The 19,661-nt window shown below is 37.3% G+C and carries 19 protein-coding genes and 2 riboswitches; of the genes, 9 read left to right on the top strand and 10 right to left on the bottom strand.

Annotated elements, in window-relative coordinates:
- The 7 genes from ACTNEP_RS11080 to ACTNEP_RS11110 form a co-directional block, all read right to left on the bottom strand.
- Entirely contained in the window at positions 1 to 1,014 is a 1,014-nt protein-coding gene (locus ACTNEP_RS11080) for an NAD-dependent epimerase/dehydratase family protein (protein ID WP_441162053.1), read from the bottom strand.
- Between the two features lie 22 nt (positions 1,015 to 1,036).
- Positions 1,037 to 2,302, bottom strand: a complete 1,266-nt coding sequence (locus ACTNEP_RS11085; RefSeq protein ID WP_441162054.1) for a M20 family metallo-hydrolase — start codon at positions 2,300 to 2,302, stop codon at positions 1,037 to 1,039.
- Entirely contained in the window at positions 2,265 to 3,719 is a 1,455-nt protein-coding gene (gene hydA / locus ACTNEP_RS11090; protein ID WP_441162055.1) for a dihydropyrimidinase, read from the bottom strand. The genes ACTNEP_RS11085 and hydA overlap by 38 nt, the downstream gene beginning before the upstream one ends.
- A gap of 29 nt (positions 3,720 to 3,748) precedes the next feature.
- Complete coding sequence (locus tag ACTNEP_RS11095; protein WP_441162056.1) at positions 3,749 to 4,816, bottom strand: ABC transporter substrate-binding protein; 1,068 nt, start codon at positions 4,814 to 4,816, stop codon at positions 3,749 to 3,751.
- Positions 4,817 to 4,876: 60 nt separating this feature from the next.
- Entirely contained in the window at positions 4,877 to 5,731 is an 855-nt protein-coding gene (locus tag ACTNEP_RS11100; protein WP_441162057.1) for an ABC transporter permease, read from the bottom strand.
- A gap of 13 nt (positions 5,732 to 5,744) precedes the next feature.
- Positions 5,745 to 6,497, bottom strand: coding sequence for an ABC transporter ATP-binding protein (locus ACTNEP_RS11105; protein ID WP_441162058.1), 753 nt, complete (start codon positions 6,495 to 6,497; stop codon positions 5,745 to 5,747).
- 82 nt (positions 6,498 to 6,579) lie between these two features.
- Positions 6,580 to 7,254: a FadR/GntR family transcriptional regulator gene (locus tag ACTNEP_RS11110; RefSeq protein WP_441162059.1), complete on the bottom strand. Its 675-nt coding sequence runs from the start codon at positions 7,252 to 7,254 to the stop codon at positions 6,580 to 6,582.
- A 493-nt stretch (positions 7,255 to 7,747) separates the two neighbouring features.
- A riboswitch (glycine riboswitch) is annotated at positions 7,748 to 7,847 on the top strand.
- Between the two features lie 2 nt (positions 7,848 to 7,849).
- Positions 7,850 to 8,005, top strand: a riboswitch (glycine riboswitch).
- A 71-nt stretch (positions 8,006 to 8,076) separates the two neighbouring features.
- On the opposite strand from ACTNEP_RS11110, the gene gcvT reads away from it, so the two are divergent.
- The 5 genes from gcvT to ACTNEP_RS11135 are packed head-to-tail and all read left to right on the top strand — an operon-like array spanning position 8,077 to position 12,702.
- On the top strand, positions 8,077 to 9,183 hold the full coding sequence (gene gcvT, locus ACTNEP_RS11115; protein ID WP_441162061.1) for a glycine cleavage system aminomethyltransferase GcvT: 1,107 nt from the start codon (positions 8,077 to 8,079) through the stop codon (positions 9,181 to 9,183).
- A gap of 30 nt (positions 9,184 to 9,213) precedes the next feature.
- Positions 9,214 to 9,600, top strand: coding sequence for a glycine cleavage system protein GcvH (gcvH, locus tag ACTNEP_RS11120; RefSeq protein WP_441162062.1), 387 nt, complete (start codon positions 9,214 to 9,216; stop codon positions 9,598 to 9,600).
- A gap of 1 nt (position 9,601) precedes the next feature.
- Positions 9,602 to 10,948, top strand: a complete 1,347-nt coding sequence (gene gcvPA / locus ACTNEP_RS11125; RefSeq protein ID WP_441162064.1) for an aminomethyl-transferring glycine dehydrogenase subunit GcvPA — start codon at positions 9,602 to 9,604, stop codon at positions 10,946 to 10,948.
- Positions 10,945 to 12,396, top strand: a complete 1,452-nt coding sequence (gene gcvPB, locus ACTNEP_RS11130; RefSeq protein WP_441162065.1) for an aminomethyl-transferring glycine dehydrogenase subunit GcvPB — start codon at positions 10,945 to 10,947, stop codon at positions 12,394 to 12,396. Before gcvPA ends, gcvPB begins: the two co-directional genes overlap by 4 nt.
- Positions 12,397 to 12,411: 15 nt before the next feature.
- Complete coding sequence (locus ACTNEP_RS11135) at positions 12,412 to 12,702, top strand: iron-sulfur cluster biosynthesis family protein (RefSeq protein ID WP_441162066.1); 291 nt, start codon at positions 12,412 to 12,414, stop codon at positions 12,700 to 12,702.
- A 324-nt stretch (positions 12,703 to 13,026) separates the two neighbouring features.
- On the opposite strand, the gene ACTNEP_RS11140 is transcribed toward ACTNEP_RS11135, so the two are convergent.
- Positions 13,027 to 14,532 carry an MDR family MFS transporter gene (locus ACTNEP_RS11140; protein ID WP_441162067.1) on the bottom strand — a complete coding sequence of 502 codons (1,506 nt, stop codon included), beginning with the start codon at positions 14,530 to 14,532 and terminating at the stop codon, positions 13,027 to 13,029.
- A gap of 157 nt (positions 14,533 to 14,689) precedes the next feature.
- Between ACTNEP_RS11140 and ACTNEP_RS11145 the strand changes: the two genes are divergently transcribed.
- Positions 14,690 to 15,562, top strand: coding sequence for a TetR/AcrR family transcriptional regulator (locus ACTNEP_RS11145; RefSeq protein WP_441162068.1), 873 nt, complete (start codon positions 14,690 to 14,692; stop codon positions 15,560 to 15,562).
- 351 nt (positions 15,563 to 15,913) lie between these two features.
- Here the strand turns inward: ACTNEP_RS11145 and ACTNEP_RS11150 are convergent, their stop codons facing one another.
- Positions 15,914 to 16,324 (bottom strand): hypothetical protein, encoded by a 411-nt coding sequence (locus tag ACTNEP_RS11150; protein ID WP_441162069.1) that lies wholly within the window; start codon positions 16,322 to 16,324, stop codon positions 15,914 to 15,916.
- A gap of 329 nt (positions 16,325 to 16,653) precedes the next feature.
- On the opposite strand from ACTNEP_RS11150, the gene ACTNEP_RS11155 reads away from it, so the two are divergent.
- Entirely contained in the window at positions 16,654 to 17,205 is a 552-nt protein-coding gene (locus ACTNEP_RS11155) for a DUF5067 domain-containing protein (RefSeq protein ID WP_441162070.1), read from the top strand.
- Between the two features lie 245 nt (positions 17,206 to 17,450).
- On the opposite strand, the gene ACTNEP_RS11160 is transcribed toward ACTNEP_RS11155, so the two are convergent.
- On the bottom strand, positions 17,451 to 17,606 hold the full coding sequence (locus ACTNEP_RS11160) for a hypothetical protein (protein ID WP_441162071.1): 156 nt from the start codon (positions 17,604 to 17,606) through the stop codon (positions 17,451 to 17,453).
- Between the two features lie 266 nt (positions 17,607 to 17,872).
- Between ACTNEP_RS11160 and ACTNEP_RS11165 the strand changes: the two genes are divergently transcribed.
- Positions 17,873 to 18,841 carry an ATP-binding cassette domain-containing protein gene (locus tag ACTNEP_RS11165; protein ID WP_441162072.1) on the top strand — a complete coding sequence of 323 codons (969 nt, stop codon included), beginning with the start codon at positions 17,873 to 17,875 and terminating at the stop codon, positions 18,839 to 18,841.
- Entirely contained in the window at positions 18,834 to 19,640 is an 807-nt protein-coding gene (locus ACTNEP_RS11170) for an ABC transporter permease (protein WP_441162073.1), read from the top strand. The genes ACTNEP_RS11165 and ACTNEP_RS11170 overlap by 8 nt, the downstream gene beginning before the upstream one ends.
- Positions 19,641 to 19,661: the final 21 nt, after the last annotated feature.

Genomic DNA, 19,661 nt, shown 5'->3' on the forward strand with positions numbered 1-19,661 from the left:
TTAATTTGATTTAGTTGGTTCTTGCTGATGTAACCAAAAATCAGAATTATTATTTATCCAGTTCATATAATCATGAAATGCTTCCTTCATTCCGTATCGTGGATTATATCCGACATCTTTTTGTAATCTGGCTATGGAAAGCATACTTGCGTCTTCAGGTACAAAGAAATCAATATTAAAATCATCCAGTTCGTCTCCAATTTTATATTGGAATGATGGCAATTCTTGCATTAGCAGCTCACACCATTGCGCTATTGTCCATTGTTGTCCCGAGCCAATATTATAAATAGGATGGACCGTATTATCTTTTTGGATAATGTCTAACATCGCATTAGCAACATCTTTACTATAAACCCAATCCCTTAATCCTGGTCTTGATAAGTTTACCCTTTTATTTAATAAAGCAAGTCTAGTTGCTTGAAATGGACCAGATAAAGTATGTCTTATTCCAGTGTACCTTTCCCAAGGGCCGAATACTTGCCCAAGCCTAGTAACAATGACATTTATATCATGTAATTCTTTATACCTTAGTACCGTTCGTTCTGCTGCAAACTTTGTAATTTCATAAAGTGATCGAGGCATAGGTATTGATTGACTTTCATTCAGGATTTTATCCTCGAAAGCAGTATCACCATATACGGATACTGAACTAATGTATAAAAACTTTTCTACGTCATGCTTCCTTGCTGCTTCTAGTACTTCCATAGTTCCCATGTAGTTAACATTAGCAATGTATTTACTATGGATTTGTTCTCGTTCAAAATCCGGAGTTATTACTGCTCCATGAATGACCATATTAATATCATACTGTTTCATTACACGATCCAATAAATCTGAATCTAAAACATCACCCTCTATATAAGTATACGTACCTGCGCACTCTTCCAAAATTGAGTTTGCTTCACTGGGTATAGGAAACGTCGCGTAATTAATAACATCCAACTTTGCATTTAATAATCTTTCTATTATATTAATACCAACAAATCCCGATCCACCTGTAATCAATATCGTCATAACGACCTCCTATTAATTTATATTAACTTGATATAGATAGTACCTCTTGATTAAGCCTAGTAGAGACACTAATAGCAGTATGATAAAGCAGCTCCGTGCCTTTCGCTAAATCTTCATACGTTGCATACTCTGCTGGATTATGGCTGACACCATCTTTGCAACGAACAAATATCATCCCGATATCACAAATCTCAGACATAACTACAGCATCATGAAATGGTCCACTGATCATCTTCGGACAGCTTAAACCGTTTTTTTTGCTTTCCTCTACCATGACTGTTTGAATCCAATCAGCACAATTTACTGGATTTAGATTTGTATCCTGTTGAATATGAAAGGTAAGATCGAACTCCTCTGATACCGATTTAATCATTGCACGAATTTCTTCTTCGCTGTCATTTCGTCTCTCTAATTCGATATCGCGTAAATCTATCGTAAATTCTACCTTTTCTGGAATGATGTTAGGTGAATCTGGGAAAACATGTATACTTCCTACTGTTGCAACTGTCGGTGTAGCTGGATCTTTTCGTGCAATACGATTGATTTCTCCTATCATTTTCGAAGCTCCTAATAGGGCGTCCTGTCTTAAATTCATCGGAACAGAACCTGCATGGCCTGCAAATCCTTCCAATGTAACAGTAAGCCATAAGGGACCTGCTATAGCTGTTACAATACCTACAGGCTTGTCTTGTACTTCCAACGCCGGTCCTTGTTCGATATGCAACTCTAAAAAAGCTCCAATTGCATCTTTAGGATAGGCTGCTTCCTGTAATTTATCAGGGTCACACCCAAAATCTATTAATGCTTGTTTTCTCGTAATCCCATCTTTATCTTTTCGTTCTAATTCATCAGGCTCCAATTGACCTATGATAGCCCGAGAGCCAAATACCCCTTTTTTAAACCGCCAACTCTCTTCATCACAAAATGAAACAACTTCGATTGATGTATCAGGAATGACGCCTTTTTCTTTCATTGACATCGCTACCTCCACTCCTGCTAGCACTCCAGATGTTCCATCAAAACGCCCACCATAGGGCTGAGAATCAAGATGCGAGCCAATCATCAATATCGGTGCATCAGGATTTTTTCCTTCTAATCGTCCAATAAGATTCCCGGCATTATCAATTCTCACTGTCATACCTGCTTCTCTCATCCATTCTGAAACTTTATTAAAGGTTTCTTTCTCTATTTTTGATAGAGTTGGTCGACACAGACCTGTTTCACCAAATTTGCCATATTCAGAAATAATTTCAAAGTGTTTTTGTAATCTCTTTTGATTGATTATCATATTCATTACCTCCTTGTGTATTAGAATTAACTGCCTCATATGCTGCTCCATAAGGTTTAGCTTCTATAAATTGTCCTTGTTGAAGGTTGCCAATATACACCCCATCTTCTACAATCTGACGGCCACGTAAGAAAACATGGCGAGGAGAGCCATTAACAGTAAATCCTTCATAAAAGTTATAATCACTTGCTTGCAAATGTGTTTCAGCAGAGATAACCTTCTGAACTATTGGATCGAATAAAACGATATCTGCATCACTTCCGACTGCAATCGTTCCCTTACGAGGAAATAACCCCATAAACTTTGCTGGATTACTGGAAGTTAATTCTACTAATTGTTCTATTTTAATTTTCCCTGCTTGCACACCATAGGTATATAATAATTGAATCCAGTTTTCGATTCCGTTTCCTCCATTTGGAATTTTGGAGAAATCATTTACCCCTATATGTTTTTGTTCCTTAAAAGTAAAAGAACAGTGATCTGTACCAATTGTCTGCAATGTTCCATCATTAATAGCGGTCCATAATTTTTTCTGATGAACTTTCTCTCTTAAAGGTGGTGAGCAGACATATTTAGCCCCTTCAAAATGAGGTAATTGCAGGTAAGTCTCATCTAAAAATAGATACTGAGGGCACGTTTCACCGTAAACCGCCTGCCCTTTCATGCGGGCCCTACGAATCTCTTCTGCTGGTTCTTCCCCAGATACGTGGACAATGAATATAGGAGCATCTGTTATATTAGCTATAGCAATTGCCCGACGTGTCGCTTCCGCTTCTATCTCAATCGGGCGCGTTATTGCATGATAATATGGCTCTGTGTTCCCCTGCTGAACATATTCCTCCTGTAATAATGAAATAACATCCCCATTTTCCGCATGGACCATTACTAATCCACCGACTTCTTTCGATTTTTTCAACACTTGATATAGTGTTGCATCATCTACCATTTTGTCGTCCTTATATGCCATAAATACTTTAAATGTTGTTACACCTTGCTCTACAGCGCTTGGAATTTCAGTAATTATCTCTTCATTTAAGTCGGTAATGGCAATATGCAGGCTATAATCAATTGCTGTTTGATTATTAGCTTTTTGTTTCCATTTCTTAATAGCCTCAGCTAATGTCTTTCCTTTCTCTTGAATGGCGAAATCTACAATGGTAGTCGTTCCTCCTACTGCTGCTGCAACAGTTTCTGTTTCCCAAGGCATTGTAGTCGCACCAGGATTAGGCATTGACATATGGGTATGTTCATCAACAGCACCAGGAAGAACATACAAGCCTTTTGCATCAAATATTTCAGCTTCCTTTATATCTAATGATTCACCTATTGCACTAATTTTTTCCCCTTCGATTAGAATATCTGCATGATAGGTTTGTTCAGGTGTAACAATTGAGCCATTCTTAATAATTTTTTTCATAATTTAATCTCCCATCTTTTATCATATCTTTATTCCTGTAATTCATCAGCGGTAATTAACTCAGGGAAAACTTCCCGCAATAAACTGAAGTCATGATAAGATTCAACCTCCGGTTTTGATTGAATATTACCCACTCTCATAAAGTAATCCATAATCCCCTCACTATTACTTTCATTCCAATACGTATTGTCAACTTCCATCGAATAAACATTTCGATCCATAATCTCCGTTAATTCACTTTCACTTAAGCGTAATATCGGTGATAGAGTTTCTATCGCTTCTTCTCTATTTTCATTAATGTAATCCGTTCCTTTTTTCAACGCTCGAATAAGTGCCTTAATTGTATTAGGGTTTTCCTCTAGAAAATCATCTGTAGCCATTAAAGTGGAATGGACACTTAACCAATCTACATCCCCTTGTTTCTCTGGCAGGTTACTCTGTCTACCACTTAGAATAAAATCACCACCAGCTTGTGTTCCTTTTGTGATGAATGGCTCCCAAGCTGCTAGGGCATCAAGATCTCCTCTTTGCAAAGCTGCAAGCCCATCACTTGGTCCAATATTAACGAAATTGATACTATCAACATCGACCCCCAGTTCTTCTCCCATGTTTTCAATCGCATATTGAACTTCCGCACCATTTGGCATACCAATTGTTAACCCTTCTAGATCTTTCGCACTTTCTAGTTCTAACCCTTCGGCACCTACCATAGCCTGTGTACCTGCCATTTGATCTAAAACTGCTACTACATTAATGGGTACATTCGACGATTTAATTGTAATTGCTAAGAAGTTTGACATAAGGCTAATAGGCGCACTTCCTCCAGCTATCATGGACCCCATTTCCGGACCGTTTTCAATAAGGTGATTGGTTACATCAATACCCTCTTCTTCAAAATAACCTAATTCATCCGCGATTATTTGAGCTGCTGAAATTTGTGGATCTCGTACCCCCATCAATGTTAGTTCTGTCATTTCTAATTCCTCATTTGGTGACTCAGCTTGCGACGGAGTAGCGGAGTTACTACAAGCAGTTAACAGAATGGACAACAAGGCTAAAAATAAAAATTTCCATTTCGCAACTTTTATTTTCTTCATAAATATATTCCCCCATATAATTATTTTCAGAATTTTCAGTCTTTTATAGACGCAAAAAAATTAGCTTGTTTCTACTGCGCCACTTGCACCACCCTTACGCCAAAATAAAATTTTCCCCTTGATTTTCTTAATTAAATAAGCAAATATACTATATTCCACACCAATTAATATAATTGCTACAAACATATTAGAAATTTTAAAGTAATTTCTTGCATCGACAATTATATAGCCTAATCCTGTTTCTGCTCCCATCATCTCAGAAACTACTAGTGCTGAGAAGGACAAACCTAAACTAACCTCAATACCTACTAAAATATTTGGAATAGCTGAAGGTAAAATAACTCGTGTGAAAATTTGCCTTTGGTTTGCACCTAGACTAAGTGCTGATCTGACTAATGTTGAATTTACAGATTTTAACCCATCTAATGTGTATATAAATACTGGAATGAAGGTAGACCATGCAATTAGTAGAATTTTAGGAAACTCACCTATTCCAAACCATATAATAAATAATGGAAGCAAGGCTAATGCTGGGATAGGACCTACTAAATTAATAATAGGAGCAACCCAATTTTCTATTAACTTATATCTACTCATGATCACTCCCACCACTATAGCTGTGATACAACCTAAGCCAAACCCTACTAAAATTCTAAAGGTACTTGCTACAATACTGCTTGTAATAATACCCGTTTGAGCAAGTGTCCAACCATCTTGAACAATTAATGTTGGAGGTGGCAAAAATAATGGATTTATCCAATTAAAGTCTTGATTTAACCTTCCAAACACTTCCCATGTTATGAAAAATATAATAATGGGTAATGCACTTTGAATCATTTCCTTATAGTTGCTTACATTCTTCGCACTTTGTTCCTTTTTAATTGAGCCAGCATTAACAACAGTTGAACTTTTCATATATCTCCCTCCTTTAATCTCTAATTATCTGCTGTAATTCTTCCTCTCCCATTAGCATTTGTTCGATATCTGTCATTAATTGACTGAAGCGAGGATGATCATACATTCTTGGATGCTCGATTCCAACCCTAAAATCCCCGGCAACCTCACCACCCTTCATCACTACTACTCTATCTCCTAAGTGTATTGCTTCACTAATACTATGCGTAACGAAGATCACCATCGGATGTAGCTTCTGACAGATACGAAGCAGTTCCTTTCGCATAATGTCTCGTGTCAAAATGTCAAGAGCGCCAAAGGGCTCATCCATTAATAAAATATCAGGACCGCTTGCCAACGCCCTTGCAATTCCAACTCGTTGTTTCATTCCACCTGACAGTTCATCAGGGTAATGATTTTCATATTCTTCTAATCCTACTAATTGTAGATATTCTCTGGCCTTTTCAATTGCATTTGATTTTTCTTCTCCCTGAACAGATAAACCAAATGCAATATTATTAATTACGTCATACCAAGGAAATAACGCATGATCTTGAAAAACTACTCCACGAGATTTAGATGGTCCTTGTATTGGCTCTCCATCCACTGTGATTGATCCGGAATCTTGTTTTAAAAAACCAGCTACCAAATTTAGCAGTGTTGATTTACCACATCCACTATGACCTAAAACACAGATTATCTCATGTGGATTTATCTGTAGATTTACATTTTTTAACACTTCTTTCTCACCAAAAGACTTATTAACATTTTCCATGCTTAACTCCATTAGAAAAACCACCTTCCCATTTCAATTAGTAAAAGTCATTATTATGTCTTATTGTCTGACATAATATTTAGCGTAAGTACCCTCACATATGATCCAAAATTTCTCCAATTTTTTGAATATGAGTCCTCATATATTTCACAGCTGCCTGCTCATCCTTATTCCTTATGGCTGAAACAATTTGTTTATGTTCTTTCACAATATTTTCTAGCCTACCAGGATAATCGATCGTTCTTTCTTGTAACTTATTCATGATCTCTTCTAATGATTTGATAATATTTAACATCACCTGATTCTGACTGATACGTGCCAATGTTGTATGAAAAACAATGTCAGCTTCAGCTGCTTGGTCTGGTCTTCCTATCATCCAATCAATCGTCTTCTCTAACTCTTCAAGATCTTCTTTTGTACATCTTTTTATTGCAAATTGAACAACAGCTGTTTCCAGTACTTCTCTCGTTTCTAAAAGGTCATATAGAGCATCTTTTTCTGCTTTAGGAATATAAATATTTGCAATGTCCTGGAAGGTAACTTTTCTTATGGTGGTTCCGCCTTTTTTTCTCCTATTTACATATCCTGTACTTTCAAGGATTTGCATCGCATCTCTTACCGAACTGCGACTTACACCAAACATTTCTGCTAACTTTATCTCTGAGGGAAGTAATTGCCCTGGTTTTAAATCACCGTTAATTAGGCGTTTTCTAATTTGTGCTACAATTGTTTGCGGGATTTTTTCGGCAGTAACTGTTTCAAAATTCATTCGTTCTCCTCATTTCCTTCTTTTAAGTCAGACATATTATTTTGTTATTTATTACTTTACATAGAAAATCAAACTGTTACGAATAACATGTAATAAACTCTTACATTATTTTTTTAAAACTTCTATGTCCATAAATACTGTAAGATTTCATCCATTCGTGAATCTCTTCTATGAAGAATGCAAAAAAGTATTTGATGTAGAAATCCCAATTACCAAGCCACCAGATATCATCACATAAAAACCTTAAAATCATGTTTTGTGACCTAAAAATAGTGGAATCGCTATTATAAATAGCAACCATCTTTTAAGAATGTTTAGTAATCCTCACAAAGAACTTTGCATACATTAAAGTAAGACTTCCATCAGTAGGGATTCTACTGACAACACCTTGATTAACAAAGAAACTTCCATTATCCTGTCAAAGAATATTACATCAGTATTGATAAATAAAGAAATTCACCTTAACATATTAAACAAATCAAATATGGATCGGATGATTATTATGGGAGAGCGTATTTTATTACCACCGAAGGAGCAAGTCTATAAAAAGCCTTATAGACCAATCTCTCAGGTAACAGAACCATAATAGGACGAATCTCTGGAGAGCGCGTACTTCAAGGAAAAGTGTGAACGCTTCGTTTCTGGACGTTCGGAACTAGCAAGCTATTTACCAGTTAACTTTTTCTTACGATCATACGCCACCAAAGGGGAAGCTTAAAAAAGCGAAACTCTCAGGTAACAAGGACAGAGAAGGGTAATTAATCATTACTACCCTTCTCTGTTTTTTTGTGTGCAAAAAAATTTTCAAAGGTGGTACAAAACATGCGTGATAAAACAGTTTTAAAAAAGACGCCGCTCTATGAGTTATACAAAGATTATGGAGCGAAAGTAATTGATTTTGGTGGCTGGGCTTTACCTGTACAATTTTCCAGCATTATCGATGAACATCATGCTGTTCGAACAAAAGCAGGACTTTTTGACGTTTCACATATGGGGGAAATCCTTATTGAAGGTGATGATGCAGAAAGCTTTGTTAATTACCTGATCACGAATGATGTAACGAGATTAGCTGTGAACCAAGCGCTTTATACGGCCATGTGTTATGAGAATGGTGGTACGGTCGATGATTTACTCGTTTATAAATTAGCTGATCAACAATATTTCCTGGTCGTCAATGCAGCAAACATTGAGAAGGATTTCAACTGGATTCAGAAGCATGCAACGAACAATGTGTCAGTTCAAAATATTTCTGATCAGGTTGCACAACTTGCCATCCAAGGCCCAAAAGCGGAACAACTATTACAAAAGTTAACGGCTATCGATCTAAGTAAAATTAGACCTTTTCATTTTGAACAAAGTGTCGAGCTTGCTGGCATCAGTGAGGTGTTAATCTCCAGAACTGGCTATACCGGTGAAGACGGCTTTGAATTATATCTTGCTAATCAGGACGCACCTAAGCTATGGAAGGAGCTGTTAGCAGTTGATCAAGGACTTGTACCATGTGGACTTGGTGCTCGTGACACGCTTCGATTTGAGGCAAGATTAGCTTTATATGGTCAAGAACTGAATGCCACCATAACGCCAATTGAAGCTGGTATTGGATTTACCGTTAAGCTAGATAAGACTAGCGATTTTATTGGCAAATCTTCATTAGCTAACCAAAAGCAAGCTGGATCATCACGAAAGCTAGTCGGTTTAGAAATAACAGGGCGAGGTATTCCACGACATGGATATGAGGTCTTTTCAGCAGATCAGGAAAAAATTGGTTTTATTACATCTGGGACCCATTCACCGTCGTTAAAAAAGCAACTAGGTCTCGCCATTGTCGATCGACAATATGCAAAACCAAGTACTAAACTAAGCGTGAAAATTCGTAATAAATTGATTAATGCAGTTGTTGTTCCGACACCTTTTTACAAGAAAAAATAACTACATTTTTATACGAAAGGAAGAGATCCTATGACCAATCATTTACGATACAGTAGAGAACATGAGTGGGTATTACTGTTAGAAGGAAATCGAGCAAGAATAGGGATTACTAATCATGCTCAACAAGAATTAGGTGATATTGTTTTTGTCGAGAATGCGGAAGTTGGCATGCAAGTAGCTGCCAATGACTCACTAGGGGTGATTGAATCGGTGAAAGCCGCTTCTGAAGTCTACTCTCCCCTATCTGGAACAATAGTCAATATTAATGAAGAACTGGAGGACCAACCTGAATTAATAAACGAAGATCCATATCAAGCAGGATGGATAGCTGAAATCGAATTTTCAGACCATGAAGAACTGGAAAACCTTTTAGATGAAGCTGCCTATCAAGATTTTATTAACAAAGGAGAGAATTAAGATGACTTCCAGTTTCAGATACCTTCCAGATACAAAGCAGGATCAACAGAATATGCTCGAATTATTAAATGTGGAATCTATTGATGACTTGTTTGAGGACATTCCGGAGAGCATCCGCTTAACAGAAGAATTAACAATTCCAAAAGCCTTACCTGAAGCCTCATTAATGAAAAGGATGCGACAGCTTGCAACGCAAAATACGAATACCAATCAGTATTCCTTTTTCCTTGGGGCTGGAACGTATGATCATTATATTCCAAGTGTTGTTCATCATATGATTTCGAGATCCGAATTTTATACAGCCTATACCCCGTATCAACCCGAAATTAGTCAAGGCGAGCTACAGGCAATTTTTGAATTTCAAACAATGATTTGTGAATTGACAGGAATGGATGTCGCTAACTCCTCAATGTATGACGGATTCACTTCTGTGTCAGAAGCAGCAGCACTTGCAGTAGCGACAACGAAGCGCTCGAAAGTGCTCGTATCACAAGCTGTTCACCCTGAAGCACGTGACATATTAACAACAGCTGCAACAGGACCAGCATATCATGTTGAAGAAATTGGACTGGCAGCTGATATCACGGACATCCAAGATATCGAAGTAAAAACCAATGACCAAACGGCAGCCATTATCGTACAATATCCAAACTTCTTTGGTTCAGTCGAAGATCTATCAGAAATAAAGAAAATTGCTCAAGCAAATGGTGCATTATTAATTGTTAGTGCCAATCCTTTAGCATTAGCACTCCTACAAGCACCAGGTAAGCTAGGTGCCGATATCGTTGTCGGAGATATGCAGCCGTTAGGAATTCCGATGTCCTTCGGTGGCCCACATTGCGGTTATTTTACTGTAACAAAAAAATTAATGCGTAAAATTCCTGGAAGGATTGTCGGCCAAACAACGGATGCACAAGGTAATCGTGGCTTCACTTTAACATTACAAGCACGTGAACAACATATCCGTCGTGAAAAGGCAACATCCAATATTTGTTCCAACCAAGCATTAAACGCACTCGCTTCTGCGGTCTTTATGTCAGCACTTGGCAAACACGGTGTTCGCAAAATGGCAAAGCTAAATATCGAAAAAGCAGATTACATGGCAAAAAGCCTTTCAGAAAAAGGATTTATCGTCAAAAATCAAGGGCCATTCTTTAATGAATTTATTGTGGAATTACCCGTCTCGGTTTACGAAGCAAATCGCCAATTACTCAAAGCTGGTATTATCGGAGGGTATGATCTAAGTAAACATTATGACCTGGAAAACCAAATGCTCATCGCAGTAACGGAACAACGAACAAAAGAAGAAATCGATCATTTTGTAACAGAATTGGGGGCATTATCATGACGGCATATAATGAATTGATTTTTGAAATTAGTCAGCCAGGCCGTACTGGTGTCGACCTTCCTGAGAGTGATGTTGACACAATTGATCTAGCTAAGAAATTCCCGTCTCACTTATTACGAGAAACAGAAGCTGCTCTTCCCGAAGTATCCGAGCTTCAACTTGTCCGTCACTATACAGCACTTTCTCATAAAAATTATGGGGTGGATAATGGCTTCTATCCACTTGGATCCTGTACGATGAAATACAACCCAAAAGTAAATGAAGAAGTTGCTCGACTAGAAGGATTCAGCCAGATTCACCCGTACCAACCTGCAGAAACCATGCAAGGCGCACTCCAATTATTATATGAGTTACAGGAGGATTTAGCCGTCATTTCTGGAATGGATGCTGTCACACTTCAACCGTCTGCTGGAGCACAGGGAGAATGGACTGGCTTAATGATCGCGAAAAAATATCATCAGCATAACGGGGAAAATAGAACAAAAGTACTTGTACCAGACTCTGCTCATGGTACCAACCCAGCAAGTGCAACTGTAGCAGGCTTTGATACCGTAACGATTCCATCTAATGAGGAAGGATTAGTCGATTTGGAAGAATTAAAGAAACACGTTGGAGCAGATACAGCCGCTCTGATGTTAACCAATCCTAACACATTAGGACTCTTTGAAAAAGAAATAGTAGAAATCGCCGAAGTGGTTCATGAAGCAGGAGGGCTCCTCTATTATGATGGAGCTAACGCTAATGCGATTTTAGGTAAAACCACACCAGGCAAAATGGGCTTTGATATTGTTCATTTGAACTTACACAAAACATTTACCACTCCACATGGTGGCGGTGGACCTGGTGCAGGACCTGTCGGTGTCACAGAAGAACTTATTCCTTTTTTACCTGTTCCTCGTATCGAGAAGGCTAGTGGAAACTATGTGCTGAAGGATGATGAACCGTTATCGATCGGTAGAGTCAAAGGTTACTATGGAAACTTCGGCATTCTCGTTCGTGCCTATACGTATATTCGAACAATGGGTGCAGAAGGACTAAGGCAAGTTTCTGAATCTGCAGTTCTACATGCCAATTATCTAAAAAAACGGTTAGAGACACACTTTGCATCTCCCTACCCGCAAACCTGTAAGCATGAATTTGTTTTATCTGGTGCAAGACAGAAGAAACTTGGTGTTAGAACACTCGATATTGCCAAGCGTCTACTTGATTTCGGCTATCACCCACCTACAATCTACTTCCCACTAAACGTAGAGGAAGGATTAATGATAGAACCGACTGAAACAGAGACCAAAGAAACATTAGATGCATTTGCCGATGCCATGATCCAAATCGCCAATGAGGTAGAGGAAGCTCCAGAAGTAGTATTAGACGCTCCTCATACAACAGTTATCGGTAGATTAGATGAAACAAAAGCAGCACGAAAACCTGTTTTGCGTTATCTAAAGTGAAGGAGGGCACATATCATGAAGCTTCATCTTACAAAAGCAGCAGAACTGAAATTACATGAAGTCAAATTACAAGATGACCACTTACCTAGAATTGATGCTATCATGAAAGGCGGTTGCGGTTTAGCAATTGATTTTTTATTTATTTTTGACACACCTAGAAAGAACGACAGTATCTATCATACTAGTGGCATTGCGATTCAGGTGGATGCTTTTACGAAACGCTATTTAGCAGACGGCACTGTAACTATAGACTATAAAAACGACTTTCAGGTTATTAGTGATAGTGGGTTCGACTCTAATTGTTAAAGTAAGCATGATTGTTTGATAGATGAAAAATGAGTCTGCAAAGGAAAGTTTGCTTGTTCTTTTGTGATTGAGGCCTTCTCTTATAGACATTTTTTCTCTTTTGGGAGGATTTTGTCCGTCATAGGGCTTCTGATGGACATTTTTTTCTCTTTTGAGATAATTTTGTCCGTCATGGCGCTTCTGATGGACACTTTTTTCTCTTTTGGGAGGATTTTGTCCGTCATAGTGCTTCTGATGGACATTTTTTCTTCTTCGAGCCATTTTTGTCTATTTCATTAGTTATGTAAAAAGCGTAGTACCTACTACGATACTACGCTTTATTCCTTATGATACAACTGGCTTCACTTTACTTTTTCCCTGCTTTTCAATTTCTTTTACCGATTTATCACTAGTATCCACTCGTTTCATAAATAACGCTAATATGAGTGCGACAATATTAATTACTAAGGCTACATAAAAGGAATACTGGATGCCACTAAGCAGAGCTTCTTGAGAAATGGAAGCAACTGATGCATCTGTCAAGGTTGTTGGATCAACACCACTCATTAATTTTTCACCTTCTGATGTTGCGACAGAGTTCATAATTGTTACCATAACAGCTGTACCAATTGAACCAGAAACTTGCTGTGCCGTATTGTTGATCGCTGTACCATGCGGGTTCAGCGATGTTGGCAGCTGGTTCAAACCATTTGTCATGATTGGCATCATTACCATGGACATACCGAACATGCGTAGAGAATAAACAACTACTATATAAGTATAGGTTGAATCTATTTGTACATGTGCTAGTAAATAAGTGGATATTCCAGTAACAGTAAGTCCAACTATCGCCAAAATACGCGGACCGAATTTATCAAACAGTCGTCCGGTAATAGGGGACATCACTCCCATAATTATCGCACCTGGTAACAACATTAAACCTGATTGAAGTGGTGAAATACCTCGAACATCCTGCACATATGCAGGAGTTAAAATCATACCTGAGAACATCGCAATTGCGTTGACAATCGCAATCACGGATGCCAGTGCAAACATTGGATATTTATAAGGGCGTAAATCTAGCAATGGTTCATCCATTTTCAATTGGCGAACAATAAATAGAATTAATGCAGTACCGCCAACAATTAATGTGGTGACTACGACTGAGTCACTCCAGCCTTGTGAGCTCGCATTACTTACTCCGTATAACGCCCCTCCAAAGCCGACACTGGATAGAACAACAGATAAATAATCAAGCTTGACATTTTTATCTTGTTCCATGACATTATCAAACTTCCAAATAGCTAGGACTAAACTGATAATCGCTAACGGTAAAATCATTTCGAAAAGTAATCGCCAGTTGTGGTATTCCACAATATACCCTGATAATGTAGGTCCAATTGCTGGTGCCGCAATCATAACCATACCAAAAACGCCCATCGCCGCCCCACGTTTGTCACGTGGAAAGCTTACTAACATGATGTTCATTAATAGAGGTCCCATTACAGATGAACCTGCTGCTTGAACCATACGTCCAGTCAATAACACAGCAAAATTAGGCGCAAAAGCTGCCAATGCTGTACCTAACGTAAAAATTGCCATAGCTGTTACAAATAGGCTACGGTTTGAAAAACGTGTAATTAAAAATGCTGATGCAGGGATTAAAATTCCACTGACAAGCATATATCCTGTAGCTAACCATTGTACCGTAGAATAATCTTTAATTTCTAAATCAACCATAATAGATGGAAGAGCTACGTTTAACAATGAGTTATTTAAAAATGAAACGAAAGCACCTATAAACAAAATACTAATCATTAAATATGGTGTCTTTTTTAGTTGTGTATTCATGTTTTTCCCTCTTATCTTTACTTAATATATAGAGCACTTGAATATTTTATACCTGTAGTACAATTTTTTCAATGTTTTTGTACTGAAAGTTTAATTTCTTTGTTTTTTCAGATAAGGAAACGTATACTATTTTATATAGAAAGGACTGTAGATTGCGATGAATGAACGTAAAAGAAAAGTGGCAGATATTGCTTTAAAACTGTTTGTCGAAAAAGGGTTTCAGCAGACATCCATTCAAGAAATTATCGATAAAGCTAACATTTCTAAGGGAACATTTTACAATTATTTTGCTTCTAAAAATGATTGTATTGCCGAAATATTAGAAAACATCCGTTATGATGCAAGTCAGCAACGAGCTGCTATGCAAATCGGCAAAGACCCTCAGGATCGTGAAGTGTTAATAGAACAAATTACTATACTAATGAAACTAAATGAGAAACATAATTTACGAGCACTGTTTGAAAATATTTTATCCAGCGATCAAGCAGATTTAAAAAAATTAGTGCTACAACATAGAGTGATTGAAATGGAATGGTTCGCGAACCGACTAGTAGATGTAATGGGAGATGATATTCGAGAGTATGCAACAGAAGCAACTGTTTTGTATTTCGGCATGCTACAATATATGTTATTTACACTCAACCTAACCAACAGTCAATATTCATTACACGAGTTGATTGAAACTATTTTAACTTATGTAGAACGGTTGATTCCAGAAATGAAAAAGAAAGGTAGTACCCTATTAAATAGCTTTGCAATGGACATACTTCAGTCAAATGTCCGTAAAAAGGTGGTCACGAAATCAGACGTAATGGAAATGGCAGATCAATTAAAAGCACACTATCAATTTAATGAAGAACAGCAGGATTTATTTGATGTGATTCTAGAAGAATTAGAACGGGAGCGTATTCGTAAGATCGTTATCCAAAAGCTGTTGAAGCCTTTTCTGCAAGTATTTGAGGAAACACCTATTGCGTCGCAAGTGCAGCTATTTACGAATGCGGTATGGTATTATTTGAAGACGATTTAGAGGTTGGAAGAATCCCAAAAATGATCGTTGTTATCATTTTTGGGATTTAATTAAAATAGCAATCATGTTGCACTCATATAAGCAACCAGGGCAATAAGGGAACCTATTATAGCAACAACGTAGATCATACTTAGAAATTTTAAGTGGGGTCTCTTTTTTTCGTGATAATTTGGATCACTTCTACCTAGCTCCCGATATGTTAGCACAAAAGAAATAATCCCAATAATAAGAATTAATACTATATAAACAATCATTGCTTTATCCTCCTTTATTTCTTACCTTATAGACTTATATCACGAAGTATCGGAGGCTAAACTATAAACTTCTGTATATGGAAGTTTTTTAGATTTGTTAAGTCATGTGTTGTTTTAGACTCTGTGCAAATGATTCTTCATATTCTTCAATAAATCGTTTAATCTCTTTCTTATCAGTTGAATAATATAATGGATCCAAGTAACTATTAGAAGACCCGGAAAAGTCATAAACAAAAATGACCGGGTACGTATAACTTATGGGAATAGGAATTCGGTATTTATCTTTCGCCTGATCATAGCCCATTGGACCCGTCTCGCCAATAGATGGATATTCCCAAAATTCCTCATCTTGGCCATCCTTCAGCCATTTTTCCAATTCCTCTTGTGTATCATTAAAATCTTTATATACGAAAAGTAGCGATAATCTTCCGTCATAAGGAGGTTTAGAGATAGGTTGCTTTTTACGATGATTTTTCGAACGGAAGAGTTTATTTATCCATTTTTTCACCATGCTCACTCCTATTCTTTTTCATCCTTAATCATGTATTCTCCTATTGAGATTTTAACACGAAAATGTAGGAAGAAAATGCTTCATAAATATATGTAGGTAAAAAGGATTAGATAAAAATGTAGAAAAATCACTCATTTTTTGAAAAAAAGGTATAATAATTAGGTAATTTATAGTATAATGTATTTACCAAAATACATTAGAGGGATAAAAGTCTTACGTCTAATGTATTTTTTTGCGTAATAATGATTGACCACTTTGAATGGATGCAATTCTGTTGATGTTAATGAAATTAACATAGATAAAAATAAAATAAGGGGGTAATAGTTGTGAAAAAACTATTATTAATGCTAGTTCTTTTATTAACGATGGTGCTAGCAGCATGCGGTACAGAAGATGGCAATGAGGAAGGAAGTACTGATTCTAGTACTAATGCTGAAGAACAAGCAGATACAAATGAAGAGGATGCTGAAGCTACTGAAGAGGAAGAGGATAGCGAAGAAACAGAAAGTAACGAGACATTAACGGTAGGAGATTCTGCTGAAGTTGATGGAGTTAAATTCACACTAAAATCTGTCTCGACAACAGACGAGCGAAATGAATTTGCAGATGAAGATCCTACGATGGTAGTAAAAATTGAGTATGAAATTGAAAATAACAAGGATGAAGAAATTCCAATCGGTATGGACCTAGAAGTTTACGATAACACAGGTAGTAAGATGGACAGCTATCCACTAGAAAATACAATGGGTAGTTTACAGCCAGGAAAGAACATTCAAGGTGAGGAACACTTTGGGATTGAGGAAGGCCCAATCGAGATTTATTTTGCACCTTTAGTTTCATTTGAAGATGCTGCAATCTTTACTGCTGAAGTAGAATAATTAACAAGGTGTGCTGCCTAAGCACACCTTGTTTTACTTTTTCATAGTACTATTGATGACGTAATGACACCACTCACCAATATATTATAGAGCTCTAAATAAAATTATTCTACAATCATTTCATCCCCATCTTGTTTTCCACTTTACTCTATTACCGCAGATTGAAAATCACTACTATTTTTCATGGTTTAGCTTGTAGTCATACCATTAAAAATCCCCCCAACAAAGTATCAGGAGACAACGTATCAAACACGATAAGTTTTATCTTTTATTTCCCTTTTCAATTTCGCACGTTTCGTTTCGATTGTCTGAATTCGTTTAAAAGTAATAACAGATAAGATCGTTAAAGCGGTATATTCAACTAAATGGGCTTGCTCCAAACTGTTATATATGATATTCATTTTACCTCCCCCCTTTTACACATTCATTAAACATAAAAGACTGATAAATATTGTATGATATTATCCATGCTTGGCTTCATTCCTTTTATACTCAGAGTATAACAAATCATGCCATCTTAGGTACCGAAACTCACAAATTATATAAAATGAACCATTTCATCTGTCATGAAATCATCCAATTCTCCTGATTTTACTACTATAGACAATCATTTATATGCTATACTCTTAGGGATGGAAAATAATATAAGGAAGGTGTGATTGGTTACATGAGTACATATGCGGTCGAAGCAACTGACTTAGTTAAAATCTTTGGTAAGCACCGAGCAGTGGATGGGATTAGCCTAAAAGTACCAAAAGGAATTGTTTATGGATTTCTTGGACCCAATGGTGCAGGCAAGACAACCACTATTCGTATGCTGGCAACCTTATTAAAACCAAATGAAGGTAATGCCAAAGTGATGGGATATGATCTCCGCCAAGAAGCAGATAAAGTCAGGCATTCTATCAGTTTAACCGGGCAATTTGCTTCCGTTGATGAAGAATTATCAGGTAGAGAGAATCTTATTTTCATTGGTAGATTAGTAGGCTATAGTAGAAAACAGGCAAACCAACGTGCAGATGAGTTATTACAAGCCTTTCAATTAGAAGAAGCTGCCAAACGCCAAGTAAAAAAATACTCTGGCGGAATGCGTAGACGTATCGACATTGCTGCAAGTATTGTTACCTCCCCAGAACTACTTTTCCTTGATGAACCGACCACAGGACTAGACCCCAGAAGTAGAAATCAAGTGTGGGATATCGTCAGAGCACTTGTGAAAAATGGCACTACCGTTTTTTTAACTACCCAATATTTAGAAGAAGCAGACCAATTAGCAGATTTAATCGGCGTTATCGACCATGGCAAGCTGATTAAAGAAGGTACGAGTCAGGAATTAAAATCCTCGCTTGGTGCCGGTAGCCTAACCGTACACTTCGATGATATCAATGAATTGGAAAAAGCACAGAGTATCTTTACTTCACAATTCGAACAGAATCCAATTAGGAATGAACAAGATATTTCACTAACTATTATGATTAAAGAGCATAGTAAGGCAGCGAAAGCAATTGGTGAATTAGCCAATGCCAATGTACAAATCAAAGACTTTTCTATGAGTCAACCAAGTTTAGATGAAGTGTTCTTAACACTAACAGGTAATGTACCAAACCAAGAAGGAGACGAGACGGCAAATGAGTAAACTTTCCAACATTGAAGAAGTATTAACAAATCGAACACGGCCAAAAAGTCCGACAGCGCTCGAAGCGTCAGCCACATTTGCTTGGCGTGCCCTATTACGAATTCGTTATGTACCGGAACAGCTTTTTGATGTCACGCTCTTTCCGATTATCTATTTATTAATGTTTACCTATTTGTTTGGTGGGGCGATTTCCGGTTCTACAGGGGAATATTTAAATTTCGTGTTACCTGGGATATTAGTCATGACGGTTTCCATGATTACGATGTATACAGGACTTGATTTGAATAAAGATATCGAAAAAGGTGTATTTGATCGTTTTCGTTCTTTACCGATATGGCAACCTGCTGTATTGGTTGGCGCATTGCTCATAGACACCTTAAGATACTTAATTGCCTCGACTATCATGGTAACACTAGGATATATTTTAGGATTTAGGCCAGAAGCTGGTTTTAGTGGTGTCCTTACCGGTGTAGCTATTCTTCTTTTGTTCTCATTTAGTTTATCCTGGATCTGGACGATGCTCGGAATTATCGTACGCTCAGAAAAAGCATTAATGGCGATCAGCATGATGTTCTTATTCCCGCTTACTTTTTTAAGTAACGTATTTGTTGATCCGGCGACAATGCCCAGCTGGCTTCAAAAGTTTGTCGATATTAACCCAATCACATTTGTAGTGGATGCGGTTCGTACACTTATCCATGGTAGTGGAAATGGTGATGTGATGATCGTCATCTATATCTCCATTGCTTTAGTTGTGGTATTTGGCCCATTAACGATGTACTTTTTTAAAAATAAGTAATTACTACAGATAAAACGATTC

The organism is Gracilibacillus sp. HCP3S3_G5_2, from assembly GCF_052063305.1.
Taxonomy (GTDB): domain Bacteria; phylum Bacillota; class Bacilli; order Bacillales; family Amphibacillaceae; genus Gracilibacillus.

Excerpts from the sequence above, each read along its gene's own strand:
- hydA (WP_441162055.1), bottom strand. The coding sequence starts at position 3,719 with ATGAAAAAAATTATTAAGAATGGCTCAATTGTTACACCTGAACAAACC.
- ACTNEP_RS11100 (WP_441162057.1), bottom strand. The coding sequence starts at position 5,731 with ATGAAAAGTTCAACTGTTGTTAATGCTGGCTCAATTAAAAAGGAACAA.
- gcvPA (WP_441162064.1), top strand. The coding sequence starts at position 9,602 with ATGACTTCCAGTTTCAGATACCTTCCAGATACAAAGCAGGATCAACAG.
- ACTNEP_RS11110 (WP_441162059.1), bottom strand. The coding sequence starts at position 7,254 with ATGAATTTTGAAACAGTTACTGCCGAAAAAATCCCGCAAACAATTGTA.
- ACTNEP_RS11160 (WP_441162071.1), bottom strand. The coding sequence starts at position 17,606 with ATGAATATCATATATAACAGTTTGGAGCAAGCCCATTTAGTTGAATAT.
- ACTNEP_RS11135 (WP_441162066.1), top strand. The coding sequence starts at position 12,412 with ATGAAGCTTCATCTTACAAAAGCAGCAGAACTGAAATTACATGAAGTC.
- gcvH (WP_441162062.1), top strand. The coding sequence starts at position 9,214 with ATGACCAATCATTTACGATACAGTAGAGAACATGAGTGGGTATTACTG.
- ACTNEP_RS11165 (WP_441162072.1), top strand. The coding sequence starts at position 17,873 with ATGAGTACATATGCGGTCGAAGCAACTGACTTAGTTAAAATCTTTGGT.
- ACTNEP_RS11170 (WP_441162073.1), top strand. The coding sequence starts at position 18,834 with ATGAGTAAACTTTCCAACATTGAAGAAGTATTAACAAATCGAACACGG.
- ACTNEP_RS11095 (WP_441162056.1), bottom strand. The coding sequence starts at position 4,816 with ATGAAGAAAATAAAAGTTGCGAAATGGAAATTTTTATTTTTAGCCTTG.
- gcvT (WP_441162061.1), top strand. The coding sequence starts at position 8,077 with ATGCGTGATAAAACAGTTTTAAAAAAGACGCCGCTCTATGAGTTATAC.
- ACTNEP_RS11145 (WP_441162068.1), top strand. The coding sequence starts at position 14,690 with ATGAATGAACGTAAAAGAAAAGTGGCAGATATTGCTTTAAAACTGTTT.
- ACTNEP_RS11105 (WP_441162058.1), bottom strand. The coding sequence starts at position 6,497 with ATGGAGTTAAGCATGGAAAATGTTAATAAGTCTTTTGGTGAGAAAGAA.
- gcvPB (WP_441162065.1), top strand. The coding sequence starts at position 10,945 with ATGACGGCATATAATGAATTGATTTTTGAAATTAGTCAGCCAGGCCGT.
- ACTNEP_RS11140 (WP_441162067.1), bottom strand. The coding sequence starts at position 14,532 with ATGAATACACAACTAAAAAAGACACCATATTTAATGATTAGTATTTTG.
- ACTNEP_RS11085 (WP_441162054.1), bottom strand. The coding sequence starts at position 2,302 with ATGATAATCAATCAAAAGAGATTACAAAAACACTTTGAAATTATTTCT.
- ACTNEP_RS11080 (WP_441162053.1), bottom strand. The coding sequence starts at position 1,014 with ATGACGATATTGATTACAGGTGGATCGGGATTTGTTGGTATTAATATA.